Genomic DNA, 23303 nt, shown 5'->3' with positions numbered 1-23303 from the left:
ATCAATCACCTTGTCCAATAAAGTAAGAATTTCTATTTTTTATTCTGTCAGAAACAATTTTTCCAATTTCTATTGTATTTTCTTCGATGTAATTATGATTACCGGTAACAGTAATTACTTCGCTGTTTTGGCAATACTTCTTCCACTCTTTTATAAATTTAGCATCTGCCACTTCATCCTCATGGCTAAAAAGTATATAACTTTGCGTATGCAAAGAAGGGCTTTGCTTTACGTCAAGGCTTCTAACTAATTTATAATCGGCTTTAATAATCCTAAGAGACGAGAATAAAAATATACTGTTACTGTTCACCAATTGAGCATACTTCCCTCCAAGAGCCAGCAATTCCTTTTTAATGCCTTCGTCTGTTTCGAATTGAGGCATATTTTCTATTTCATAGGGTATACGGCTTGGAGGTGTTGCAGCACTTATAAAAACACTCTCCGGTATTTGACCTTCCTGCTCAAACCTGGCAGTAAGCAAATAGCTGATTATCCCTCCAAGGCTATGCCCAAAAATGTAGAATTTGCCATTAATATATTTTTGAAGACCTTTATAATAAACCTCTACCAACTCATTTATATTCTGCATTAACTTGCCATTCACTACGCCATGCCCCGGCGGGTCGATAGCCGCTATATTCACATAAGGCAGAAGTTTATCTGATAACTTCCGATAGCAATTGGAGTTTCCTCCAATATAGGGAAAACAGAACATAATCGGTTTGGTCTTATCTTCTGAAAAAAATCGGATAGCAAACTTATTATCCCCTTCAGTAAGAACAATTTTTTCATTTTTTTTCATAGCGAAGTCACCATTTCTCGTCAGGTACTACTTGAAAATTATTCATATCTATCCTTTGACACTGTGTACTTAAAAAGTACAGCCTTTTCAGATACATTGCTCCATATATCATATTTTTTGCAACATCTGCTACCCTTCTGTTCTCCGGATATTCTAAGTAGGTATCTTTTACCCATCGGTTAAATGCCCCCATAGCCGGCCCGCAAAAAACCTGAAAATCTACTTTTTTATCCATTTCCCCATTTTGTGCCCATTTTGATGAAAGTCCAAGATAACTTCTAAATATTAATGCCATCTTCAGTTTCTCATTCTTATCTGCACGACTTAATAATATGGGGTCATTATCTACAAAAAATTGTCTGGTTTTGTGCCATACATCGTTAAGGTTTTCTTTAAATACTTTTTCTTCCAAATAGTTTCTGGTTTTGCTATCTATCTGCTCTATACTGTCAAAATTTTTATAGACTTCATAAAGTTTGTTGGCTTTGACGTGAAAGAGTAGACCTTTTGTCATAACCTGAACTCTGCTTCCCATCTCAAACATATCAGCAGAGGGTGCATTCGCCACATCACTCATTGACAGCTTTGATAATATTGTCTTCACTTCCTGACTAGTGCCAGCCTCTATACAGCTTTGATTAACAGAACCAGTCATAACAAAATCTACTCCCAGAGAAAAGGCTGCATATACTGTATATGGGGTACAAATCCCCCCCGCTGCTCCTATTCGTATTCTTCCATGCTTATACTGGTATTTCTTCATTATTTGATTTCGCAGCAGAACCATATTTTGATATAGAACTAACGCCGGACGATTATCTGTGTGCCCTCCTGAATCAGCCTCTGCAATAATATCTTCCGAAACAGATATTTCTACTGCAAGTCTTGCTTCTTCTTTTGTAATTCTTCCCTCATTCAATAATTGGGTAATTATTTTTTCCGGGGGCGGGGACATAAAGAGTGAGGCTACTTCTTCTCTGGATATCTTGGCAAAAATCTTATTCTTAGTAATAATCCGATTATCTTTTTTATGTATGCCTTGCAATCGGTATTCAACAATCGCTGGAGTAAGTGTAACTGCTCCTGCTACTTCTATTATTCTAACCTCATGCTGTATAAGCAGACTAATTATTTCTTCATCCTTTTTGGGATTTGCTGATATGATATTAACTCCATATACACCATCTTTTTTAATTCTGCTTTTAATCTGTTTCAATGCATTATCTACTCTTTGAAGATTCAATCCCCCGGTTCCGAAAAAACTCATGATATTTTTTTCTGCCGCCGCTACTACCAAATCAACCGAAGCAATCCCCTGTGCCATGCCTCCTAACACGTATGGATAACTGACCTGGTGTTCCTTAATGAACTCTCCTGAGCCTAAGTTTACCTTATTGTAACTGCTATCATTAGCAACTAGCTTATAATATCCATCCTTTTCATTTAATAAAATATTGCCTTCTCTGGTAATAAAAAATATTCCATTCTTTTCATAGACATAAACACTCTCTTGAAAATTCTTTAATAAGTCCTTGCCGCTATATAACTCTAATTCCTCAGCTTCCGGTCGAATCCACAAAGATATTTGATTACCTGTATTCATAAATCACATCTCCATTTTGTACAAGCATCAGCCAAATACATTACTTTTTACTTGTGATTGTTTTACTTCTTTACAGGAGCCGGTTCAAATGTTCCGTTACTTCTTTATAATCTGTCTGTATAAAGATATGTTCTCCCTTTACTTTTATAAAAACCACGGTCTGACCATATATGCCCCATTCACAAATATCGGTATATTTTACGAAGCTATCCCCTTCACTATAAAATACATACATTGGTGTTTCTACCGCCAAATTCATATCTACAGAAGTTTTTAAAAAAACAGCAATATCAGCTTTCATAGGGGCCGCAAAATACTCTAGATGGGCTTTGTTTTCCAGTAGTACCGGGTTTATTCCGCCAAATGCACTCATGACAGTAACCAATTCTTCTATTGATTTATCCGCTAAATACCTGTATTCCTCAATGCGATGGGGTAGAGGTGAAGCAGATATAAAAACCTTTTGAGGCCCTCGGTTTTTTCTTTCAAGATACTGTACCATTCGGTATGCTATTAATCCCCCAAGACTATGTCCAAAAAAATAAAAATCATCACCGAAATATTCTTCTAACTCCTCATATAACAGCATTACAAGCTCATCAAAATCTGTTATATACTCACCTCTGACCCAACCATGACCCGGATAATCAATAGCCAATACCTCCATATTTTCAGGTAAATCCTTCGCCACATCCTTATAAGATAATGACTGCCCTCCCACAAAAGGGAAGAAGAAGATTTTTGTTTTGTCATTACTTTTACCTTTTAATCGTCTTAACCCAATCCCTTTGTTTAGAAAGACATACTCTTGTTTTGTCTGATTCATCTGCACCCTTCCTTATATGATTCTTACTAGATATGTGCATATCTTTCATCCTTCTCTCCCATTTGCGTCCTTTGGACGCATTCAAATCATGGGGGTTGATCTCATTTATTCTACCTTATAATTTTGTTAGCACTTATTTCTTAACTATGTACTACAGCAGCAAGTACACCCGGATATTCATAAAATCCATTTCCATTCATCACGCCGCATTTATTCTCAGCTACCATATCTAACAAGAGCTTAGGTGCTTCAAAAGGCTGTCCATAGATATTAAACAAATACTCCGATAGGAATTTAAGTGTACCAAGCCCCATATAATCCGCATCTTTAAATATTGCCTCTTTTTGCATTAGCCTTACAATTTCATCACGGGATGCAATTCCCTCTTCAAGACAGCGTATACTTTCAAACATCTTTGTAATAAGCAAAAACATTAAAGGCCTTGTATAGCCATCATTTACCTCTAAACAGCCACCGGTTATTTCTATGATAAAGCTCTTTATCTCGTCATAAATTTCTTCACTATATCCTGGATTTTTTACTAATTCCGTATTACAGATAAATGATTTTTGACAATTAATTACTGCCAGCCGTTCTAAAGGATGTTCCGTCGCTTTTGCTAAATCCTTTAATCTATAAATAGGCGTATTTACAAGAATCGGCTTATCTGCTCCAAATCTTTCACTTAACTGATTGATACTTTCAACCGCTTCTTCAAACGTTGCTATTTTTGAATCTAAAACCAAGTCAAATTCTACGTCAGTATCTTTTGCTAATATAATATTACCTGCCACTTTATCATAAATATGCTTGTCCGTTCTTTCTAAAACCTTAAAACATGGAGTATCTATAGTGTCCATATATACTGTTTTCCCCTTATTAACGAGCGCTAATAATAAATTCAATTGATTAATGGCTACATTATTTACAAATATATGCTGATACTTTGACTTGACATTTCGCTCCGTCTTTTTAATAAGGATTGTCGGATCAACCTTGGTACTTGGATAATCGTAAAAACCCTTTCCTGTTTTGACACCTAATTCATTTCTTTCCACTCTGCCGTTTAAATACTCTGAGATATGAGCCCTATCACCAAACATTTCATGGAGGTAGTCAAATAAAGCCTTTGATATTTCAACTCCTAATAAGTCAATAAAAGCTACCGTCCATTGACCTCTGATTGGGTATAATAAATACTTTGTAATCGTATCTAAATCAGCTAGTTTGTATACTTCCATTGCTCTGAATAAATTCGACAGTTCCATACCATTTATTCTATTAAAAATAAATCCCGCACATTCCTTCATAACAACCGGATAAAATCCCAGATATTCCATTAATTCGTTGGTTTTTTCTACCGTTTCCTGTGAGGTATATTGAGAAGGAATCAGCTCTAGGTCATTGATTCCCCAACTCACACCCAGAAAATGTATATTCATAAATCGGCTTTTATTCTCAAGTGCCTCGGCCAGAAAGGTAGGCAGATAACTTGATGAATTAGATGCTATAATCGTATCCTCGGTTACCACCTTTTCTACTTCTTTAAGAATTTTATACTTCATTTCTTTATTCTCAGGTATATTCTCTATGACTAAGCAGCAATCTCTAAGGTCTTCAAGATGATCCGTAAGTTTGATATGCTTTAAGTATTTATGGCTTTTTGGAGATGCTCCCATCTCTTCATAGACCATAGCTCTCTGACGCTGACTGATTTCATAAACAATAACGTCCACATTTCTTTTCGCAAACCAATACGCTTCCGACTTACCTTGAAAGCCACCTCCTATAATACCAATTTTAAATGATTCCATAACAACTACCCTCCCATCGTCATTTTGATGTATTTTAAGATTTATATATCATTTTCTACCTCAATATTCTTTTGTTTTTTCATTGCCAATGTAACCGCATACACCAAGGAATTGATGGTAAATAAACGGGGGATATCATTAAAGGTTAACCCTTCCACAAACTCATCCGGATCTAATTCCGGCATTAATTTTGGTAAATCTTTCAGAACATGGGATGGTATAACACCGGTTTCTAATTCTTCTTCTGAACTATTCTTCATAATATAATCTTCCACACTTTCCTCATCTTCCGAGAGGGAAACGTCAAATCTACGCTCTAATCTTGCCATAATATCAAGAAAATCAATAGACTCTGCACCCAAGTCTTCTATAAGCTTTGATTCTAAATATACTTCATTCTCGTCTTCAATTCCTAAAGTATCAATTAATACATTCTTTACCGTTTCAAAAATTTCTGATTTTTTCATGTTAAAATGCCTCCAATAATATTATTTTTTAATTTAAACTAGTTTCCTGAGTCTCTTTTCGCTTTCATAAAGCGTGTCAAAAGACTTACAATAGCAAAATCTTACCTGATGAAACCCTTTTAATTTATTCACATAAAAAGATGTTCCCGGTACAGTAGCAATACCGGTCTTTTCAATTAGAGCCCTGCTAAATTCAAAATCATCTTTAACAGAAAATTGTTTCATTAATTGCTCACAATTGACAAGAAAATAATATGCTCCCTGCGCTTCATATAATTCAAAGCCACAGTCAACTAATACTTTTGACATATAATTCCTTGCTTCATAGTAATGGTTACATAACTTATTATAATAATCTTCTTTTAACTCCATACAATAAGCTACTGCTTCCTGTAACGGTGCCGGAGCTCCTACCGTCATAAAATCATGTACGGTTCGAATGAGTTTTGTAATATTTGGTGGAGCAATGGCCCAACCTACCCTCCAACCGGTTACAGAGTAGGTTTTGGAAGCCGAATTGATTGTTATGCTTCTTTCATACATCCCAGGCAGTGAAGCAATTGATATATGTGTCTCTCCGTCATAGGTTATGTGCTCATAAATCTCATCGCATATTGCCAAGGCGTTAAACTCCTTGCATAATTTTGCGATATATTCAAGTTCGGTCTTAGAAAACACTTTACCAGTAGGGTTATTTGGTGTGTTAATAACGATTGCCTTTGTTTTTTCATTAAAAGCTCTTCGTAACTCTTCATAATCGAACTGCCATTTTGGTGGATGTAGGGTAATATATCTTGCAGCAGCACCTGATAGTATGACATCCGGTCCATAGTTTTCATAAAATGGTTCAAATATTATGACTTCATCACCGGGATTAATAACTGCTTTCAATGCACAAAGCATTGCCTCCGTTGCACCGCAGGTTACCGTTATTTCGTTCTCAGCATCTACTGTAAGGTTATTAAATCTCTTTACCTTATTAGCGATTGCCCTTCTTAGATTCTCACTCCCAAAAGTTACGGAATATTGATTTACGTCTTCAAGAATTGCCTTCACCGCAGCATTTTTTATAACTTCTTCCGTAGGGAAGTCCGGAAAACCCTGAGATAGGTTTATGCCATTAACCGAATCGCATATTCTGGTCATTTCCCTTATTACTGACTCGGTAAAGCTGCTTGCTGTTTTTGATAACTGCATGATACCTCCTATATGATTTCTTCTAAGGTCTTTTTAAATATCTGAACTGTCTTATCACAATCTTCATAAGTATGTTCTGTTGACAGAAAATAGGATCCTGTATCAGAGAGTATTACGCCATTTTTTAACATATGCCTGCGTAATATCATGAAAGCTTGCATAGTAGATTTCCACCTGGCAGCTCTGGTATTCTCTATTTTACCTTCGTGAAAATAGGATACAAAAAGAGAGGCTGCTCCGAGCGTTCTAAATGTGAACTTTAATTCTTTGGCTGCCTCTTCCAACTTTGTTCGAAGATACATAGTCTTTTTTTCCATTTCTCCATACACGTTTTTATTATTTTTAAGATATTCTAATGTAGCAACACCTGCTGCGCAGGTCACCGGATTGCCATTAAAAGTACCAGTTAAATAAACCTTGTCCTTTCCATATGACATTTGATTAAAGCTAAGTACTTTCATGTATTCGTCAGGCCCTGCAACTGCACCGACTGGAAATCCTCCGCCAATTAGCTTTCCATATGTCACCAAATCAGGTACTATTCCAAAGTATTCAATTGCGCCCCCGAAGCCTAACCGAAAGCCGGTTACCACTTCATCAAATATTAATAAGATGCCGTATTGTTTTGTGATGTCTCTGAGTCTTTTAATAAAATCCTTCATTTCCAACGGACACATAAGGGGGAGGGGCTCTAAAATAATGCAAGCCAACTCATCCTTAAATCGTTCTATTTTATCAAAGGTTTCATCTACATTCATAGACAGAGTAATCACATTGTCTAATACTTCTTTGTAGATACCACCAAAATCAGCTACGCTTTTGGGATCTTCAATATTACCTGACGTTGCATTTCTTCCCGAAATCTGGGCGTAATCATGGGTACCATGGTAGTTACCTTCAAATTTACCTATTTTTTTTCTTTTTGTAATTGCCCTTGCACACTTTATAGCCTGTAATGTCGCTTCTGTACCTGAATTCGTAAATGCTACTTTCTCTATACCCGGAACCGCGTCCACCAATAATTTTGCAAATTCGACTTCGTATATATTTCCGAAACCATGTACAGAACCTTCTATAGTTGCCTTAGTTGCTGCTTTTACAATATCCGGGTGGGCATGTCCTAACAAAAGTGGGCCAAGACCCATTGCATAGTCAATATATTCATTCCCATCCTTATCTACTATTTTTGAACCTTTACCGGATTCAAAAAATACAAATTCGGAAAAATTTCCATTTGTATAATGAGATAAGAGACACTTTTTGCCTCGTTCAAGCAGTTGACCTGATACTTTTAGCTTTTGTTCTAAATACTCTCTGTCTTTAACCTTCACTTGTACCCTCCTTGTAAGTTTTATGCTGATTTAGTCCATCGCGAAACTGTCATTTTATGTGATGAACTAATTAAGATATGCATAAACGTTAGTACATCTCATCAATTGACTGATTAAAAGCTTTGACAATACTATCACAATCTTCTCTGCTATGTGCCGCGGTAACGAAGACTACACCAATGTCGCTTAACGAAACTCCATGTTTCAACATATGCTTTCTTAAAGTATCATATTGTCCGATATTATTCGTCCAGTTGGTATCTCTCGGTTTATTGATTTCTTCTTTGAAGAAATAGGGTACAAATAAAGAACAAGCTGATTTTGTCTGAAGGGGATATCCGATTTCATTCGCATGAGCTTCAATTTGATTACAAATATACAATACATTCTGGTTCATCTGTTCGTATAAATACTTATGATCTCTAAGATATTCAATCACTGCAATTCCAGCTGCACAGGTCACCGGATTGCCACTGAAGGTACCTGTGAAAAAAACACTTTTTCGGCCAATATTAAAACCATCAAAGTAAGCAGGTTTAAAGAATTTCTTAGTACCAACTATCGCTCCTGCCGGAAATCCGCCACCAATAATTTTTCCATAGGTTGCTAAATCCGGAATGATATTAAAATATTCTCTGGCTCCACCAAAAGCTAAGCGAAACCCTGTTACTACTTCATCAAATATAAGCAATACTCCACATTCCTCAGTAACTTCTCTAAGCCCTTTTAAAAATACCTTATAGTCAAGTGGTGCGTACATGGGCAATGGCTCCACAATAACTGCTGCCAGTTCATCTTTATATTGCCGGATAATATCAAAGCTTTCCTTTTGATTCATGGAAAGTGTAATTGTCCCGTCAACGGCATATTCAGGAATACCTGCATAATCTGCAACACTTTCCGGTCTTTCCACCGGACCATATTTCGCTGTCCTTCCGGATATCTGGGCAAACTCATGTGTGCCATGATAGTGTCCTTCGAATTTAGCTATCTTCTCTTTACCAGTATAAGCCCGTGCTAACTTAATAGCGTGCATAGTTGCTTCTGTACCTGAATTTGTAAAGGTTACAACTTCTGCCTGCGGTATACTCTCAACCAAAAGTTCTGCAAATCGAACTTCATATTCATTTCCCAATCCATGTAAGCAGCCTTTTTCAATGGCTTCTGTGGCGGCATTTACCACAGCCTCATGGGAATGCCCCAATATTAACGGACCGATGCCTCCCGCACAGTCAATGTACTCATTGCCGTCAATATCATACATCTTTGATCCCTTTCCATGGTCAAAGAATACGAAATCGTTGAAAATCCCAGCGGTATAATGAGCAATTAAAAACTGTTTTCCTGTCTCTGCCAGATTATAGGAAGATTTTATTTTCTCTTTTAAATATAAAGCGTCCTTCTTTCTCATTTAAGTCCTCCACATGATTCCTGTACTATACCTGACCCTACTATCCTAATAGAAGGTTTTTCCTTCCGCTTCCATAGTAAGAAGCAGTTTGGGTACAGTAAAAGTACGGCCATAGATAGGTTCTAAATATCTGCATATTTTGGTTATATTCTTCAATTCAAAAATATCCATGTAATTAAATATTTCGCCATCTACTCCGACAATTTCAATATCTTCTTTGGATGCAATACCGGCTTCTAACAGACGTGATGCCTCAAGCAGCTTAGCAAGATTAAAATACACTAAAGGCCTTACATAGGTATCCTTTGTCTCAATATAATTGGATGTAAGTTTCTTGATAAATTTTCTTATGGAAACATAGGCTGCTTTATCTATTATGTCATTTATCACAAGTTCTGTATTTGACAAATATGCCTTTTGTGTGTACATTCCAAAAATCATATCCGGTCTAGTGAGTGACTTTGCTATGTCTTCCAGTTTGTGTATTGGTGTATTAAGTAATATGGGCAGTTCTGTCCCGAATTCTGTTTGCAGTGTATTACACCGTTCAATTTTTTCTTCCAGTGATTCAATGGTAAAATCTATTATCAAATCTATATTTTTTTGATTTTCTTTATTAATAAAAGTAATTTTGTTCCTTACTTTTTGGTATAAATCTGTATAATTCTCACTTAGTTTACTTAAGTATTCTTCACTTTCTTTCTCATCAAAGTATAGCTCTATATCTCCTCTTAAAAGGGGATATAGTATATTGTTATAGATTGGATGCAGACCTGTTATGTAAAGCTTCTTATAATCCTTTAATTCAAAGCCTTCGTCTTTTATACTGTAGTCCTCAACAGAATCCTGTCCCATTACATCAAATATATTATCTACCGTAAGATCCTTGTATTTATTGATGTAATCCGGCAGCCGGAATGGATCATTTCCTGATGTTTCACTTAATTTAATAAACACTTCCCTAGCCTCAATCAGTTCATATTTTGCTTCTTTTCCTAATGTAAGATTAAAAAAGAGTTTAGGGCCTACTTTAGAAACAATAATATATTTTGATAGCTCTTTAATCGTTAATATTTTTTCATCATAAAATTTAAGAAGGCACATGAATCCGAATAAACCAATTCTATTATGTACAAATCCAACGCATTCTTTCACAACTCCGATTCGAAGCTCCGCTTGGGTAAATAGATTTTTAATCCTTTCAACAGCTTCCTTTGAATACTTGTCGTGTGTGATAATCTCTCCATTGTTATTTCCATGTTCAATGTCATATAAATAAATCCCCAATAGTCTAGAGGGATTTTTCAGAACACAGGCAAGTGCAGACGGAAAATGCACTCTGCCACTTGACAATAGTAAAGCATCTTCTCTTGAATTAGCCTCTATTTTTTTTAAAACCGTTTGCTTATCATCCAATTCCCCATGAATTGCATCTATGATTATATCCGCATCTGAAAGCGCACTGTAACTCTCTACCCATATGATGGATTTGTTCTCTGTAGAAACATCGACAAATTTACTTTGAATATTTCTCATTCTTGTTATTCTTCTATCCGGATTGGTGTCAATATCACCCTTTTCATTGACTGTCAAAACCTGAACCTCATAACCTCTACTTGCAAAATGAAAGGCAATTGCATTTCCGGCATTTTCATTACTTACTATACTAATTCCACTCAAGTAAATAATACCCCCTTATCTATACTTTTATATTACAAACCAGCAGCGAATAACGCTGCCCCCATGGCTCCTATATAATCTGATTCTTGTGGTACTATAATATTGTCTGAATTAAATAATTGACCAATTGCTTTTACCATACCTTTATTTCTGGCAACGCCTCCGCAAAACATAATATCTTCTTTTGCCTGAAGCCTGCCTGCCATTCCTCGTATCTTTTCTGCAATGGAATTATGGATGGAACGAATTATGTTCTCTGCCGATACCTGCTGGGAAATTAAAGAAATAATTTCTGACTCAGCAAAAACTGCGCATACCGTACTAATGGGTACGACTTTATCTGACTTCTCGGAATAATCCCCGAGTTCATCTACATTAATATTAAAAATCTTAGCAACAAGCTCTAGAAACCGCCCTGTTCCTGCGGCACATTTGTCGTTCATAACAAACTCATCCACATCCCCTCTATCATTAACAGTAATAACTTTTGAGTCCTGACCACCGATATCAACGATTGTTTTTACAGCGGGATGTATAAATTTTGCTCCTTTTGCATAACAGGTTATTTCTGTTATATTTTTATCTACATAGGGTACATATTTTCTGCCATAGCCGGTTGCAACAATTGCGTCCAAATCCCTATTGCCTAATTCACTAATCTTAAAATTATTATAAACCGTTTCACTTGCAGCTTTTATATTGCCGGATGTTAAGGTTCTGTCTTTATAAATTAAGCTGCCTGTTTCATCGACTATTATGAATTCGCTTGTGGTTGAACCAATATCAATTCCACCATATAACCGCATCATAAATCCTCCTTTTTAAGTTGAATACTAAGATGTTTTACAGATTACAACTGGTTCACCTTTGCTATAAATCCTCTGCCGTAGGCAATTCAAAATCTGTAAATAAAGATCTGGTCTGGGTTTTATCAAAAACCTCATTAAATCTTTCTAGCTGTTCCTCAAGGGGGACTTTTTTAGTTTTGAACACAAGTTTTAACATTTCTAATACTTCCCGCATCTGTTCTACCGTTGCAGTCATGTTACTTCTTTCCAATTCATTTTGCATCTCTTGTATCTTATTATATGGTTCAATTACATTTGCTTTATATTCGTCGTTATTCCAATTCAAGTTTCTTGTACAAACCACTATTCTTAGGCATTCTGAAATTACGGTTGGTATATAGTCAGCCATCTCTTTCCCTCTCTTTTTTTATGTTTTTGTAAATTATATAACATCATAAACTTTGATTATTTTTTCATTCTCCTTGCGTAAATTCCCCCTTTAATTAAACATATCCAAATTTAATCTAACGAATTTATCAATGCACACTTCTTCCAGACTATGGATATTCATTCCTTTATTTTACTATAAAACCCATTATATGTCTTATTTTGGTGAATTTCAATATCATTTTTCAATATTTTGCTATTTTTTGTAATTATTATGTAAATAAGTGTCAATAATAACCTTTTATATACAATGCTAATAATCCTTTTAAGCTAACGTATATATATGTATCCCACTCAGCAATTCTTAATATTTATGCATTAAATAGTGATTTAAATAAAACCCAAATATATATATTTATTTATAAAAAATCCGGTACATAATCAATTATTATGTACCGGCAAAAAACTCTTATCGTTGATTTAGTTTTATAGGTGCATCCTAAAACTACATTTTCGGAATGCTGTAAATCACCTGATATGTTCGTTGTATGTACTGATGTACGCACCAACATATACCGCAGGTGAATTCCAGTATATGGTTATCTCATTAGTGGTGTAGCTTTGTGTATCATCAACAAAGCATTTTGCAGGTGGCTGTCCAACACACCTTTTTTTCGCCACTTCGTCTAAAAGTCCAGAGCAAGGACCACCGGATACCAACCCCGGCACCGGTTCTAGTACACCATCCGCATCCGATGGCCGGTGATGGGGCTTCATAACCGCATTCTCCCCAAGGCCTGTTACGTATGAAATATCCATTGGATTCATACCCAATAAATAATCCCAGTTACGATGTATAATCGTATGATAACAATTCTCTTTTAACAAGCGTTCTGCGATGATTAATTGTCTGGCCTGATTTAGTAAAAGCATGGTACTTCCCCACTTATACTCATCAAACCCCAGCGTAATTCCATATCCATTCTCGTAACTTCTTTTAGCCAGCATATCGGAATGTGCCAGCCACTCTAATTTCATTGATTCAAGTATCTTGGAATCATTTTTCCTCTTACTAAACAAATATGCAATCGTGCCATAGCCGCCTACTTCTGCCCATCCGAATGCCACCCTATTCTTTACTAGCGGATAATAGTTTAAAAACTCTTTATGGTATTCCTCTTCTCCGGTAGTTCGATACAGTTCCGCTGCCGCCCAGTAACGTTCATCCAAGTCACACGTATCGCCATATTCACCAGACAATACATTCGGAGGATTTTTAAATAATTTAGGTTCTGGATTTTTCTTTAGCCATTTGTAGGCTCTCTTCGCTGCTTCCAAACAGATATCTGCATAACTTTTGTCAAATACATGATAAATCCTTGCAGCTAGAGCCATAACTGCTGCAAAATCACCTGTTGCAGGTGTTGATATATCAAATAGCAGCATGGGTGCCGTATCCATTTCAGGCATAATCATTCCCGGAAAAAATCTGGTAGTTACTTTGGAATAAACACTTCCATCGGATTTTTGCATTTTCAACATAAAATCTAATTCATACTTTACTTCATAAAGTAAATCATCTCCTATAAGCTTACTCTCTGGTATTCCAATCATATGCCTGAAAGCATTGGTATACTCTTCGTAGGCTAACAACAAATCAGCTACTGCAATGGCTGCCGCAACTGTATACTTTCCATAATCTCCAGCATCATGCCATCCGCCGGTTACGTCAATACGCTCTAGTGTTTCAGGTGATTCTTTTATAAGCTTTTCTATATCTGGTGAAACTATATAAGCGAAATCTGTATGACACCTCCCGTGTTTCCAAGAACCTGCATATTCTTTTGTAAGCTCCATTCCACACCTCTGAAAATAAAAGGCTTTTAATAAAACATCCGTACATAACTGTGGTTGATTATCAGATATCGTAAAAGTCAAGGATTTCTTTTCTCCAATTTTTATATAATAATTGCCTCTTTCTTTCAAATCCCCAAACTCGCCAACACAAATTGTTTCCTCACCTGCCTTATCCCACCTGCTCTCAGACAATCTGCCTGTGTATACAACCTTGTCTGTCTCACTCTGATAAATATTAAATTCTGTTTCTTTTCCAACATATACTAATTGCTTTGGACTATCCGGTTTATAGCCCATTTGATTTATTCTTACTAATCCCATAAAATAGCCACGCCCCTTCCTAAGTTAAATAATAGACAATTGCGACATTCTTAATTTAGAAGAAGTATGTAGGTAACTTCACCAAAATAAAGGTGACTTGCCACGGCATCGGAACCTATTTTCGGTGATGTTGACAGGTTCCATCGCATCGAATAACTGCTTTACAAATACCTAATTTAAACATACCTCATTATAGCATGACTGTTCTTTTTGCTTCCATGTATAATATCCTTTTTCAGATTGCATATATCATATACTTATAACTGTATAGAATCATTTTATAGGAATTTCATTTTTTATACTTATAAATGGTGGAATGAGGAACTATATTATGACACTATCACAGAAATCAAATATTTAATTCAGTAATCTAAAGAACTGACAGCCGGTTCGTAATTTGGCTGTCAGTTCTTTATTTGTTGTTATTTTGATTTTCTAATTACTATTTAGATTTCTATCGTATATTATTTGCTTTCCAACGGGCATACAAGGTTTGAGAATCGGCTATGTTTACTGGTGTATTCTCAATAATCTTAGTTCCACCGGTTTGGGCTGTATACCAACCTTCAAAGCTGCAATTAGATAATTCAGGTACTGGCAATTCACCATATGTACCTTTATACGTTACTATCTTAGTGGGAGTATCAACTTTTCCTCCGTTGGGATTAAAAGTAATGGTAGGATTTTTAACTCTCCATTGGGCATATATTTTTTGTGCCTCCGTAACATTTACCAAGTCTGCGTTTGTTATCAATTCTCCACTGGAAGAGTCTGTATACCACCCTTCAAATAGATACCCGAAATAGGTGGGTATAGGCAAGTCTCCATAATTTTCATTATTAACAATTAATTTAGAATTAGGATAAACAGATCCGCCATTTGCATGATAGGTAAGGGCATATGGGTTTGGATTCCACCGGGCATATATAGTTATATCAGCAGGTACTGTTAAAATTGTACCGGACCATACGTTTTTACCATCCTCGGCACTGGTATACCAGCCAACAAAAGTATAGTTTTTACGTGTAGGAGTGGGCAAGCTACCGTATGTTCCTTCATATACAACCTTAATACTCTCTGTGGTAACACTGCCTCCATTCGGGTCTAATGTAACTGTAAATGTGTCAGGCTTCCACTGTGCATACAATGTGGAGGAGGAAGAATATTCATATTTTGATTCCTGGGTTATCCTATTGCCACCCACTGTTGCTGTAAACCAACCATTAAAACTATAATATGCTCTTTCGGGCGTGGGGAGTTCCCCATAAGTTCCATTAACCATCACCTGTTTCGTTAATCCAACTGGGCCTCCGTCAGAAACAAGTGTTACATCATAGGAAGTTGCCCTCCATCGAGCATAAACTGTTCCGCTATATGGTTCTTTCATTTTCGTATGGAAGAATACTTCTTCTCCCTCTTCTTTACTGGTAAACCATCCTTCAAATTGATAACCAGTTCGAGTTGGCGTAGGAAGTGTACCATAATCCGCTTCGAATAATATATATTTAGGAATGACTGGATATTGCTTGTTTTTTTCAAAAAATATTCCACCATTACCATCAAAGTTAATACTATAGGTCTTTCTTTGCCATCTTGCATATAACTGCTGGTTGCCAAGAATGGTAACCCGCGTGTTATTAATAATTATCGCTCCGCCATTTTCCTCTGTAAACCACCCCAAAAAGGTATATCCTGTTTTTTCTGGTATAGGTAGTGTGCCATATAAACTGTCATAGGTTACTTTAAGTGTTTTTGATTGCTCTTGCAGTATTCCTCCCATTGGATGAAATGCTACTACATTTTCAACGGCTGTCCAATGTGCATAAAGTGTTACGGAGCTTGTAGCAGTTACTATGGTCTCTTCTGTTATCTTATCCTTTCCTGTAGTTGACATATACCAACCATCAAATATATACCCGGCTTTTGATGCTACAGGCAGTATACCATAGGTATCACCATAGGTTCTAATGACTGATGAAATATTGACTTTTATTCCATTTTCAAGAACTGTTCCACCAATCGGATTTAAGTTTATAGTTGGAGTTATCGGACGCCACTGGGCATATAAGGTATGTTCTTCCTCATTTTCTACAATACTGCTAGAATCAATTAATGTACCTTCACTAATTGCAGTAGACCAACCATCAAAGGTATAGCCTGTCCTAGTTGGAGTGGGTAATCCCCCATAGGTTTGCTCATAATAAACTGTTTTAGTTGAGTTTATCACACTTCCTCCATTTGAGTCATAGGAAACCGTAACAGCCGCACCGCTCCATTGGGCATAAAGTGTACTATTTTTAGTCTCATACATTGTAGAAGCAGCAGTTATCACATTCCCACCAACCTTTTGTGTATACCATCCAAGAAATAGATGTCCTTTCTTCGTTGGTGTTGGCAGTTCTCCATAGGCTGTTTCATAGTTGACACTCTTAACAGAGGTGGAAACTTTTCCGCTATTGGCATCAAAATGAACAGTGTAACTATTTGGCGTCCATTTCGCATAGAGATTACTAAGGCCTGTTGTATAATATACGGGTGTGTCGAGTCTATAATTAGTATACCAGCCTTCAAATGAATAGCCCGTTTTGGTTGGTGTCGGAAAATCACTGAATAATTCGTCCTTATTAACCGTTGTATTAAGATAGGGAAGTGAACCGCCATTTGGATAAAAATAAATCCGATAGGTATCCTCTAGCCAATGGGCATATAGTGTTGTATCACTGGTCAGATTTGCATACGAACCTGAATTTATAAGCATTCCTCCGCTTCTCTCGGTATACCAGCCTCCGAAGGTAAAGCCTTGTCTGTACGGGTTTACTAATATTGCATTGTAACTATTACCATTGGTAACCGTATAGTTATTCTGAACTACACTTCCTCCATTTGCATCCAGATATACCTGATAACTATTACCTGTCCATTTCCCATATAAGGTGAAATCTACGGTTGTATTAACAACAGTTTCTGCTGTAACAGCCTTATCCGCATATCGTGCAAACCATCCATCAAATCGGTATCCAGGTCTCTCCGGGGCAGGTATACTACCCATTGCACGATCATAATACATAGTCATTGTACTGCTTTTTCCATCGAAGCCATAATCTAAGGTTACCGTTATCTTTGTTAGATTCCATTGGGCGTACAGGGTGTGTTCCTCTGTCGTATTTACTTTACTCAATTCCGTAATTTTCGTTCCGCCAGCCGGTTCTGTATACCAGCCTTTGAAGTCATACCCCACTCTTGAGGGGATCTGTAAATAACCATAATCACTTTGATATCTTATCAAACTGCTTGCGCTGGAAACAGAACCTCCATTACCATTAAAATTAACCTTTACATAATTACCAAGCCATCGCGCATACAGGTTTTGCGGTGCTACTATTTTCACAACTGATGTATTATTTATTAACTCTCCGCCCTCTGGCTTCGTATACCATCCATTAAAGGTAAAATGTTCTTTTGTCGGAGTGGGTAAGTTCCCATAACTATATCCATAGGTTACTTTCATAGAAGACAAGATTGACTCATTATCCTCTGCCATAAAATTCACTTCATAGGAGTTAGCAATCCACTTTGCATATACCATATGTGATGTAGTTGTCTGATTGGTATAACCAGGGGTTACTAAAATCTCCGTATTGTTATGTATTGTATACCAACCTGTAAACGTAAATCCATCTCTTACTGGAGTATATAATGTTCCATAAGTACCTCCATATGCTACATTCGTATTATAGCTTGGGACACTCTCTCCATTTACGACCATCATACCGCCATTGGCTTGGAAGGTTACCGTAGGTTTCATTACTTCCCAACGGGCATATAACGTCTGGTCTTCCGTCATTCTTACTATATCCGTGTTAATAACCATTTTATTACCGTCTCTGGTTGTAAACCAGCCTGCAAAAGTATAACCCAGACGATATGGTACTGGTAAATTCACATAGGCCTGTCCGTAATTCACCTTTATTTGACTTATACCACTAGTTCCACCTTCTAGTTCAAAAGATACGGTATACTCCTTACCTGACCACTGTGCGTAGATCGTTTGGTCACAATTCCAGTTATATATCTGCGCCGGATTAATGATGTATCCACCTGACGGTTGTGTGTACCATCCATTAAAGGTATAGTTTTTTAATTGAAGTACCGGTAATTCACCATAAGCTTGCCCATAGGTCAAAGTTATAGAATCTTTATTAAGTTTTACACCATTACCATTCAACCAGACTTTATATTCATTGGGCTTCCAATGTGCATATAACGTTTGGTCTGATGAGCTCTTAAAAATAGTATCGGAATACACTGGCTTGGCATCCTCTGACAAGGAAGTATACCAGCCAAGAAAGGTATGTCCTCCTCTGGTTGGGGTAGGAAGTGTACCATAGGGTGTGTTATATGGTAATGTTTTATTAGCCGGAGAAACGCCTCCTCCATTCGCATTAAAATTAACTCTGTAGTCAAACTTTGACCAATGGGCATATAAAGTATGCTCCTTCAAGTCATTAACTCTGGTACTTTCTGTTAACTTTTGTCCACCCTCTTTTACCAGATACCACCCATCAAATATATAGCCTTCTCTTTGGGGAGTTGGCAGTGTGCCATATCTGCCTCCATAAAATACCTGCTTAAAATCACTGGAAACGGTACCTCCGTTAGCCTCCAGCTTTGCCATTACCGTAACACCTGACCACCTTGCGTAAAGCATGGTTTCTGTCGTAATGTTAACCGTTGATTCTACTGTAATTTCAGTACCTCCGACCGGAAGAGTATACCAACCGATGAATTCAAAGTTCTCCCGTTCCGGTACCGGCAGCTCACCATAAGATTGCCCGTACGTTACTTCTTTGGAATCTTTATCTACTAATCCACCGTTACTATTAAAATATATCGTGTAATAAATAGGATTCCACTTGGCATATAAGGCGTGCTGTGACTTGCTTACAACCTCTGTGTTTTCGGTTACTTCTACATCACCTGCCAGTTCTGTGAACCATCCGCCAAAGGTATAGCCTGCTTTTATCGCAGAGGGAAGTGTACCATATGTCTTTCCATGAGTAACCTGCTTAGTTGTCGGAGTAACCGTACCTACATCGGGATTTAAGGTTATTGAATAGGTTTTTGATGTCCATCGTGCATATAGGTACTGGGTTGAAGTTACCTTTACTAAGGTATTATCCGTAACAAGCGTGCCTCCACTCATGGCAGTGTACCATCCATTAAAGAAATAATTTTCTCTATAAGGTACAGGCAGCTCCCCATACTCACTACCATAGACCACCTTTGCAGAAATAGGATTTACCGTACCACCATTGGCATTCAGATTCACAGCAATCGTAATCCCCTTCCAATGAGCGTACAAGGTTCTTGCATCCTCTATTGTAACAATCTTAGCTGAATCGACTTTTTCACCACCCTCTGCCTGAGTGTACCAGCCATCAAAGGTATATCCAACTCTAGCCGGCGTTGGTAAAACACCATATATCTGGTCATAGTATACATACTTGGTATTATTACTAAGGTTTCCCCCGTTAGGATTTAACTTCAGTTTGAACCCTACCGATTGATCAACGATTACATCAAAGGTTACAGTTAACAACGTCTCATCCTTGCTGACGATAAAATTAACCTCATACATACCTGGTAACTCAGGGGTATACTTCCATTGTCCATTCTGAATGTTTCCAACATCTGACTGTATCTCGTAATTGGTGCCACCAATAATATCACTGATATTTAAGGTCGCTGTTTCGCCTTCTTCTATATTAATGTCTTCCGGACGGCTTTTCACATAAATCTTTCCATCATTTTTAATAACAGTTAATTCTATTTCCTTCTTATCACTCATCTGCCATTTACTTTCCGCATAAATGGTTATATAGTAATTACCACTTTCCTCCTCCGGATTAAAATTCAGAGTAAAATGATTCCCAGTAGGAATAAAATCATATTTTTTACTATTATATATTGCATAAACTTTATAATTACTTAACTCCTTGTTGGCAAGTTTTACCCCAATTTCTGCACTATTATGAATGGTACTTTCTTCTTTTCCATTAAACAATACGCTTTCAATAACCGGCAGATTTGCCTCTTCTTCACCTTCATCACTGGTATCTGAGAATAAAGTCACCTCTTTCACTGCCGTCTTACCGGTCTTGGTTTTTGCTATGATTACCACAGCGTTATTACCGGGTTGCAGGTTCAGCCAGTCCGTACCAAAGGTAAATTCATCCTTGCTACCGCTGTTAACCACAACACCCTCCCCATTTAGAGAAACAGAAACTTCGGCAGCATTTCTAGCAATACCCTGTACTACTGCAATATCAGAATAGGTATAAAACTCATAATCATCATCTAAAATAATTTCAGGTACTGAGGAATCAACAACAATGTCAGCTTCCTTAGACCAGCTAACTTTTCTTCCATCCTCTGTAATGTAAAGCTCCACATTATAAGTATCATCCGGCAAAGCTTCAAATGTATATGAAAAATTACCATTATTTTTAGCATCTACCTCAATGCTATCCACTACTTCTATTCCACTGTTTTCTCCGGTTAATTGAATACTAATCGCACTGCCTGTAGCAATATTGGCCTGTAATTCCACCAGGGAACCGTCTTGGATATTTAAAAGTTCGCTTTCATTGGTAATCGTAGGAGCTGATAACTTTGTAAAGATTCCTGCATGGTAATTACTCTCTGTGCCCAGATTCTTAATGGTATAACTCCAAACACCGGCTTCCGGTTGAAACATCATAAATCCGCTTGTCCCTAAGTTCAGTATGTATTGGTTTTGTAAATCTTCTTGTGCAGGTAATTCACCTTCCGATGTTTCAACTTCCGGTATTTCCTCTAGGGATGTGTTGGTATATTGAGTTCCATCAGGTGAAGTAAGGGTAATTTCGAAATCTCCCAATGTATCGTCCACCAGCAACCCATAGTCATTCCCATTCTCAACCTCAAAGGTATGTATTTGTGATATTTCATCCTGCCCTATTAACCCATATTCTTCTCTAGCATTCGTAAGTGCATAGGTCTCCGCTATTTCATACATTGTCTCTGAGAAAGGGATATCTTCTGGCGTCTCAGCTTCCTGTATTTCATCGGTGAGTTGTTCATCAAGTGATGCTGCACCGATTTCCAGTAAGGAAAACATATTCCCTGAAAGAGTTGAAGGCGTATCATCATCTTCCAGAAATAAATCAATGTATTCTACGGAATAAGGAGTTCTGTAGGAAACATTGCTTAAATCGACATTGGCATTGCCTATTGAAATCTTATAGAAATCCTTTGTTGGGAACACATTCTTAGCTAAGGACGCTTCGCTTGATACATAATTACCGGCATGGTCATATGCTTTTATAGTCAGCTTATTGAGCCCTTTCTTTAATTCGGATTTAGGTATACTGTATACTAAATTACTGGCAGGGTTTCTGTATGTATTGGTTTTTTTACCGTTGATATAAAACTCCGCCTTTGCTACAGTAACGTTATCATATAGATTCACACTGATAGAATTCATATTATTATTGATAACATAAATCTTCTTATTGTCCTTAAGACTAATGGTTGGCTTTTCATCATCGTATTGCATATCATTTTTTTCAAATATGGTCCAGAAATCCAATGCTTCTTGAGAATTTTTTCGAATTTCACTTTCAACATATTTATTATAGAAATCCCGAATTGTACAATTATATATTAGAAAAGTGTGAATTGGATCCTTGATAGAGCCAATATATATATCAGACTGTCGTACTACATCAGCATTTCTACTTAATACCTTTCCAAGGTCTTCCGCAACATTGTCCCAGGATTCGTTGGTATTATAGGTATCTATCGTATCCCAAAGGACAGACGCTACATGAGCTTCATTTTTCTCACCGGATGGAAAATTACTCGGAAGATTTTCTAAACTGTAGGCAAGACCAGAATTAGCGTTCCCTTTATCTACATAATATTCATTATCCAAAAATGCCTGTCCAAAAAAGGTAGCTAACCCTTCTGAATATGCTAACCTTGCATCAATTTTATTTGAACTACTATGATCTCCCCATGCAAACCTTCCATCCTCTCTTAAAGTACCATATACCCAATGTCCATATTCATGTACAATAACACTTTCATCTCTTTCATCATTATCTTTCCCCGATAAAACTATCCCACCAACCGTATTTCCAGAGATAGTTTCATTGATTGCATAAGAATCATCTCCATAGCCAGGCTTCCATAGAACGAGAACAGGAGGTACTTGTATTCCCATTTCATTCTGAGCAAAGCCTCTTGCATCCTTAATTACCCTTGCAATATTGATAGCTCCTTTAACGTCCGGACTATATATATTGATGTTCATCTGAAGACTAGAAGAACCTTTTGGCACTGTTTTCTTCCTGCTTTCGAATACTAAAGATTTGAATGCTTTTCCTTTCTTTAAAATGTTAGAAGTAACTAGAACTGCTGCATTCTTAGATTCAATTTGAATCCAGGTCTTTTTAATTCCTTTACTATCTTTAAGTAAAAAGCTGTAATCTCCATTCCCATCGGTTTTTAACTCAAAGCTCTTCGTCTCTCCGGCAGTATTGGAGTAATATAGATTAAATGGGTACTCGTTTAATTGTTTTCTTACAATCTTAGAACTATTACTCCCATTCTCATTTATATTGTAAAATATGTTTCCATATACCCTGACTTGTTTTGTTTCTTTCGGGACAGTAGATGCTCCTTTAGCGATACTCGGGACTGTCAAATCACTCAAAATTATTGTAAAGCATATCATAAATGCTACTATTCTTTTCATTTTTTTCATAATGCCCACC

At 36.9% G+C, this 23303-nt stretch carries 13 protein-coding genes; all 13 read right to left on the bottom strand.

Features of this window, described 5'->3' with window-relative positions:
* Position 1 precedes the first annotated feature (1 nt).
* The 13 genes from acsn021_RS09890 to acsn021_RS09830 all read right to left on the bottom strand — a co-directional run bounded on the left by acsn021_RS09890 (position 2) and on the right by acsn021_RS09830 (position 23293).
* Positions 2–802 (bottom strand): thioesterase II family protein, encoded by an 801-nt coding sequence (locus acsn021_RS09890; protein ID WP_184093355.1) that lies wholly within the window; start codon positions 800–802, stop codon positions 2–4.
* Positions 803–809: 7 nt separating this feature from the next.
* On the bottom strand, positions 810–2405 hold the full coding sequence (locus acsn021_RS09885; RefSeq protein WP_184093356.1) for a PfaD family polyunsaturated fatty acid/polyketide biosynthesis protein: 1596 nt from the start codon (positions 2403–2405) through the stop codon (positions 810–812).
* Positions 2406–2475: 70 nt separating this feature from the next.
* Positions 2476–3231, bottom strand: a complete 756-nt coding sequence (locus tag acsn021_RS09880; protein ID WP_184093357.1) for a thioesterase II family protein — start codon at positions 3229–3231, stop codon at positions 2476–2478.
* 140 nt (positions 3232–3371) lie between these two features.
* Complete coding sequence (locus acsn021_RS09875; RefSeq protein WP_184093358.1) at positions 3372–5045, bottom strand: 3-hydroxyacyl-CoA dehydrogenase NAD-binding domain-containing protein; 1674 nt, start codon at positions 5043–5045, stop codon at positions 3372–3374.
* A gap of 41 nt (positions 5046–5086) precedes the next feature.
* Positions 5087–5512, bottom strand: a complete 426-nt coding sequence (locus acsn021_RS09870) for an acyl carrier protein (RefSeq protein WP_184093359.1) — start codon at positions 5510–5512, stop codon at positions 5087–5089.
* 33 nt (positions 5513–5545) lie between these two features.
* Positions 5546–6709 carry a pyridoxal phosphate-dependent aminotransferase gene (locus tag acsn021_RS09865; protein WP_184093360.1) on the bottom strand — a complete coding sequence of 388 codons (1164 nt, stop codon included), beginning with the start codon at positions 6707–6709 and terminating at the stop codon, positions 5546–5548.
* Between the two features lie 8 nt (positions 6710–6717).
* Complete coding sequence (locus acsn021_RS09860) at positions 6718–8040, bottom strand: aspartate aminotransferase family protein (protein WP_184093361.1); 1323 nt, start codon at positions 8038–8040, stop codon at positions 6718–6720.
* Between the two features lie 88 nt (positions 8041–8128).
* The gene (locus tag acsn021_RS09855) at positions 8129–9451 is read right to left on the bottom strand and encodes an aspartate aminotransferase family protein (RefSeq protein WP_184093362.1); all 1323 of its coding nucleotides are present in this window, start codon (positions 9449–9451) and stop codon (positions 8129–8131) included.
* Between the two features lie 45 nt (positions 9452–9496).
* Entirely contained in the window at positions 9497–11131 is a 1635-nt protein-coding gene (locus tag acsn021_RS09850; RefSeq protein WP_184093363.1) for a 3-hydroxyacyl-CoA dehydrogenase NAD-binding domain-containing protein, read from the bottom strand.
* Positions 11132–11163: 32 nt separating this feature from the next.
* On the bottom strand, positions 11164–11940 hold the full coding sequence (locus acsn021_RS09845; protein WP_243167899.1) for an acyl-CoA dehydratase activase: 777 nt from the start codon (positions 11938–11940) through the stop codon (positions 11164–11166).
* A 61-nt stretch (positions 11941–12001) separates the two neighbouring features.
* Positions 12002–12328 (bottom strand): hypothetical protein, encoded by a 327-nt coding sequence (locus acsn021_RS09840; RefSeq protein WP_184093364.1) that lies wholly within the window; start codon positions 12326–12328, stop codon positions 12002–12004.
* A gap of 506 nt (positions 12329–12834) precedes the next feature.
* Positions 12835–14484, bottom strand: a complete 1650-nt coding sequence (locus tag acsn021_RS09835; RefSeq protein WP_184093365.1) for a glycoside hydrolase family 9 protein — start codon at positions 14482–14484, stop codon at positions 12835–12837.
* A 454-nt stretch (positions 14485–14938) separates the two neighbouring features.
* Positions 14939–23293 (bottom strand): InlB B-repeat-containing protein, encoded by an 8355-nt coding sequence (locus acsn021_RS09830; protein ID WP_184093366.1) that lies wholly within the window; start codon positions 23291–23293, stop codon positions 14939–14941.
* Positions 23294–23303 lie beyond the last annotated feature (10 nt).

The organism is Anaerocolumna cellulosilytica, assembly GCF_014218335.1.
Taxonomy (GTDB): domain Bacteria; phylum Bacillota; class Clostridia; order Lachnospirales; family Lachnospiraceae; genus Anaerocolumna; species Anaerocolumna cellulosilytica.
Note: the sequence above shows the minus strand (reverse complement) of the source record. Positions and strands in the feature narration are given on the sequence as shown.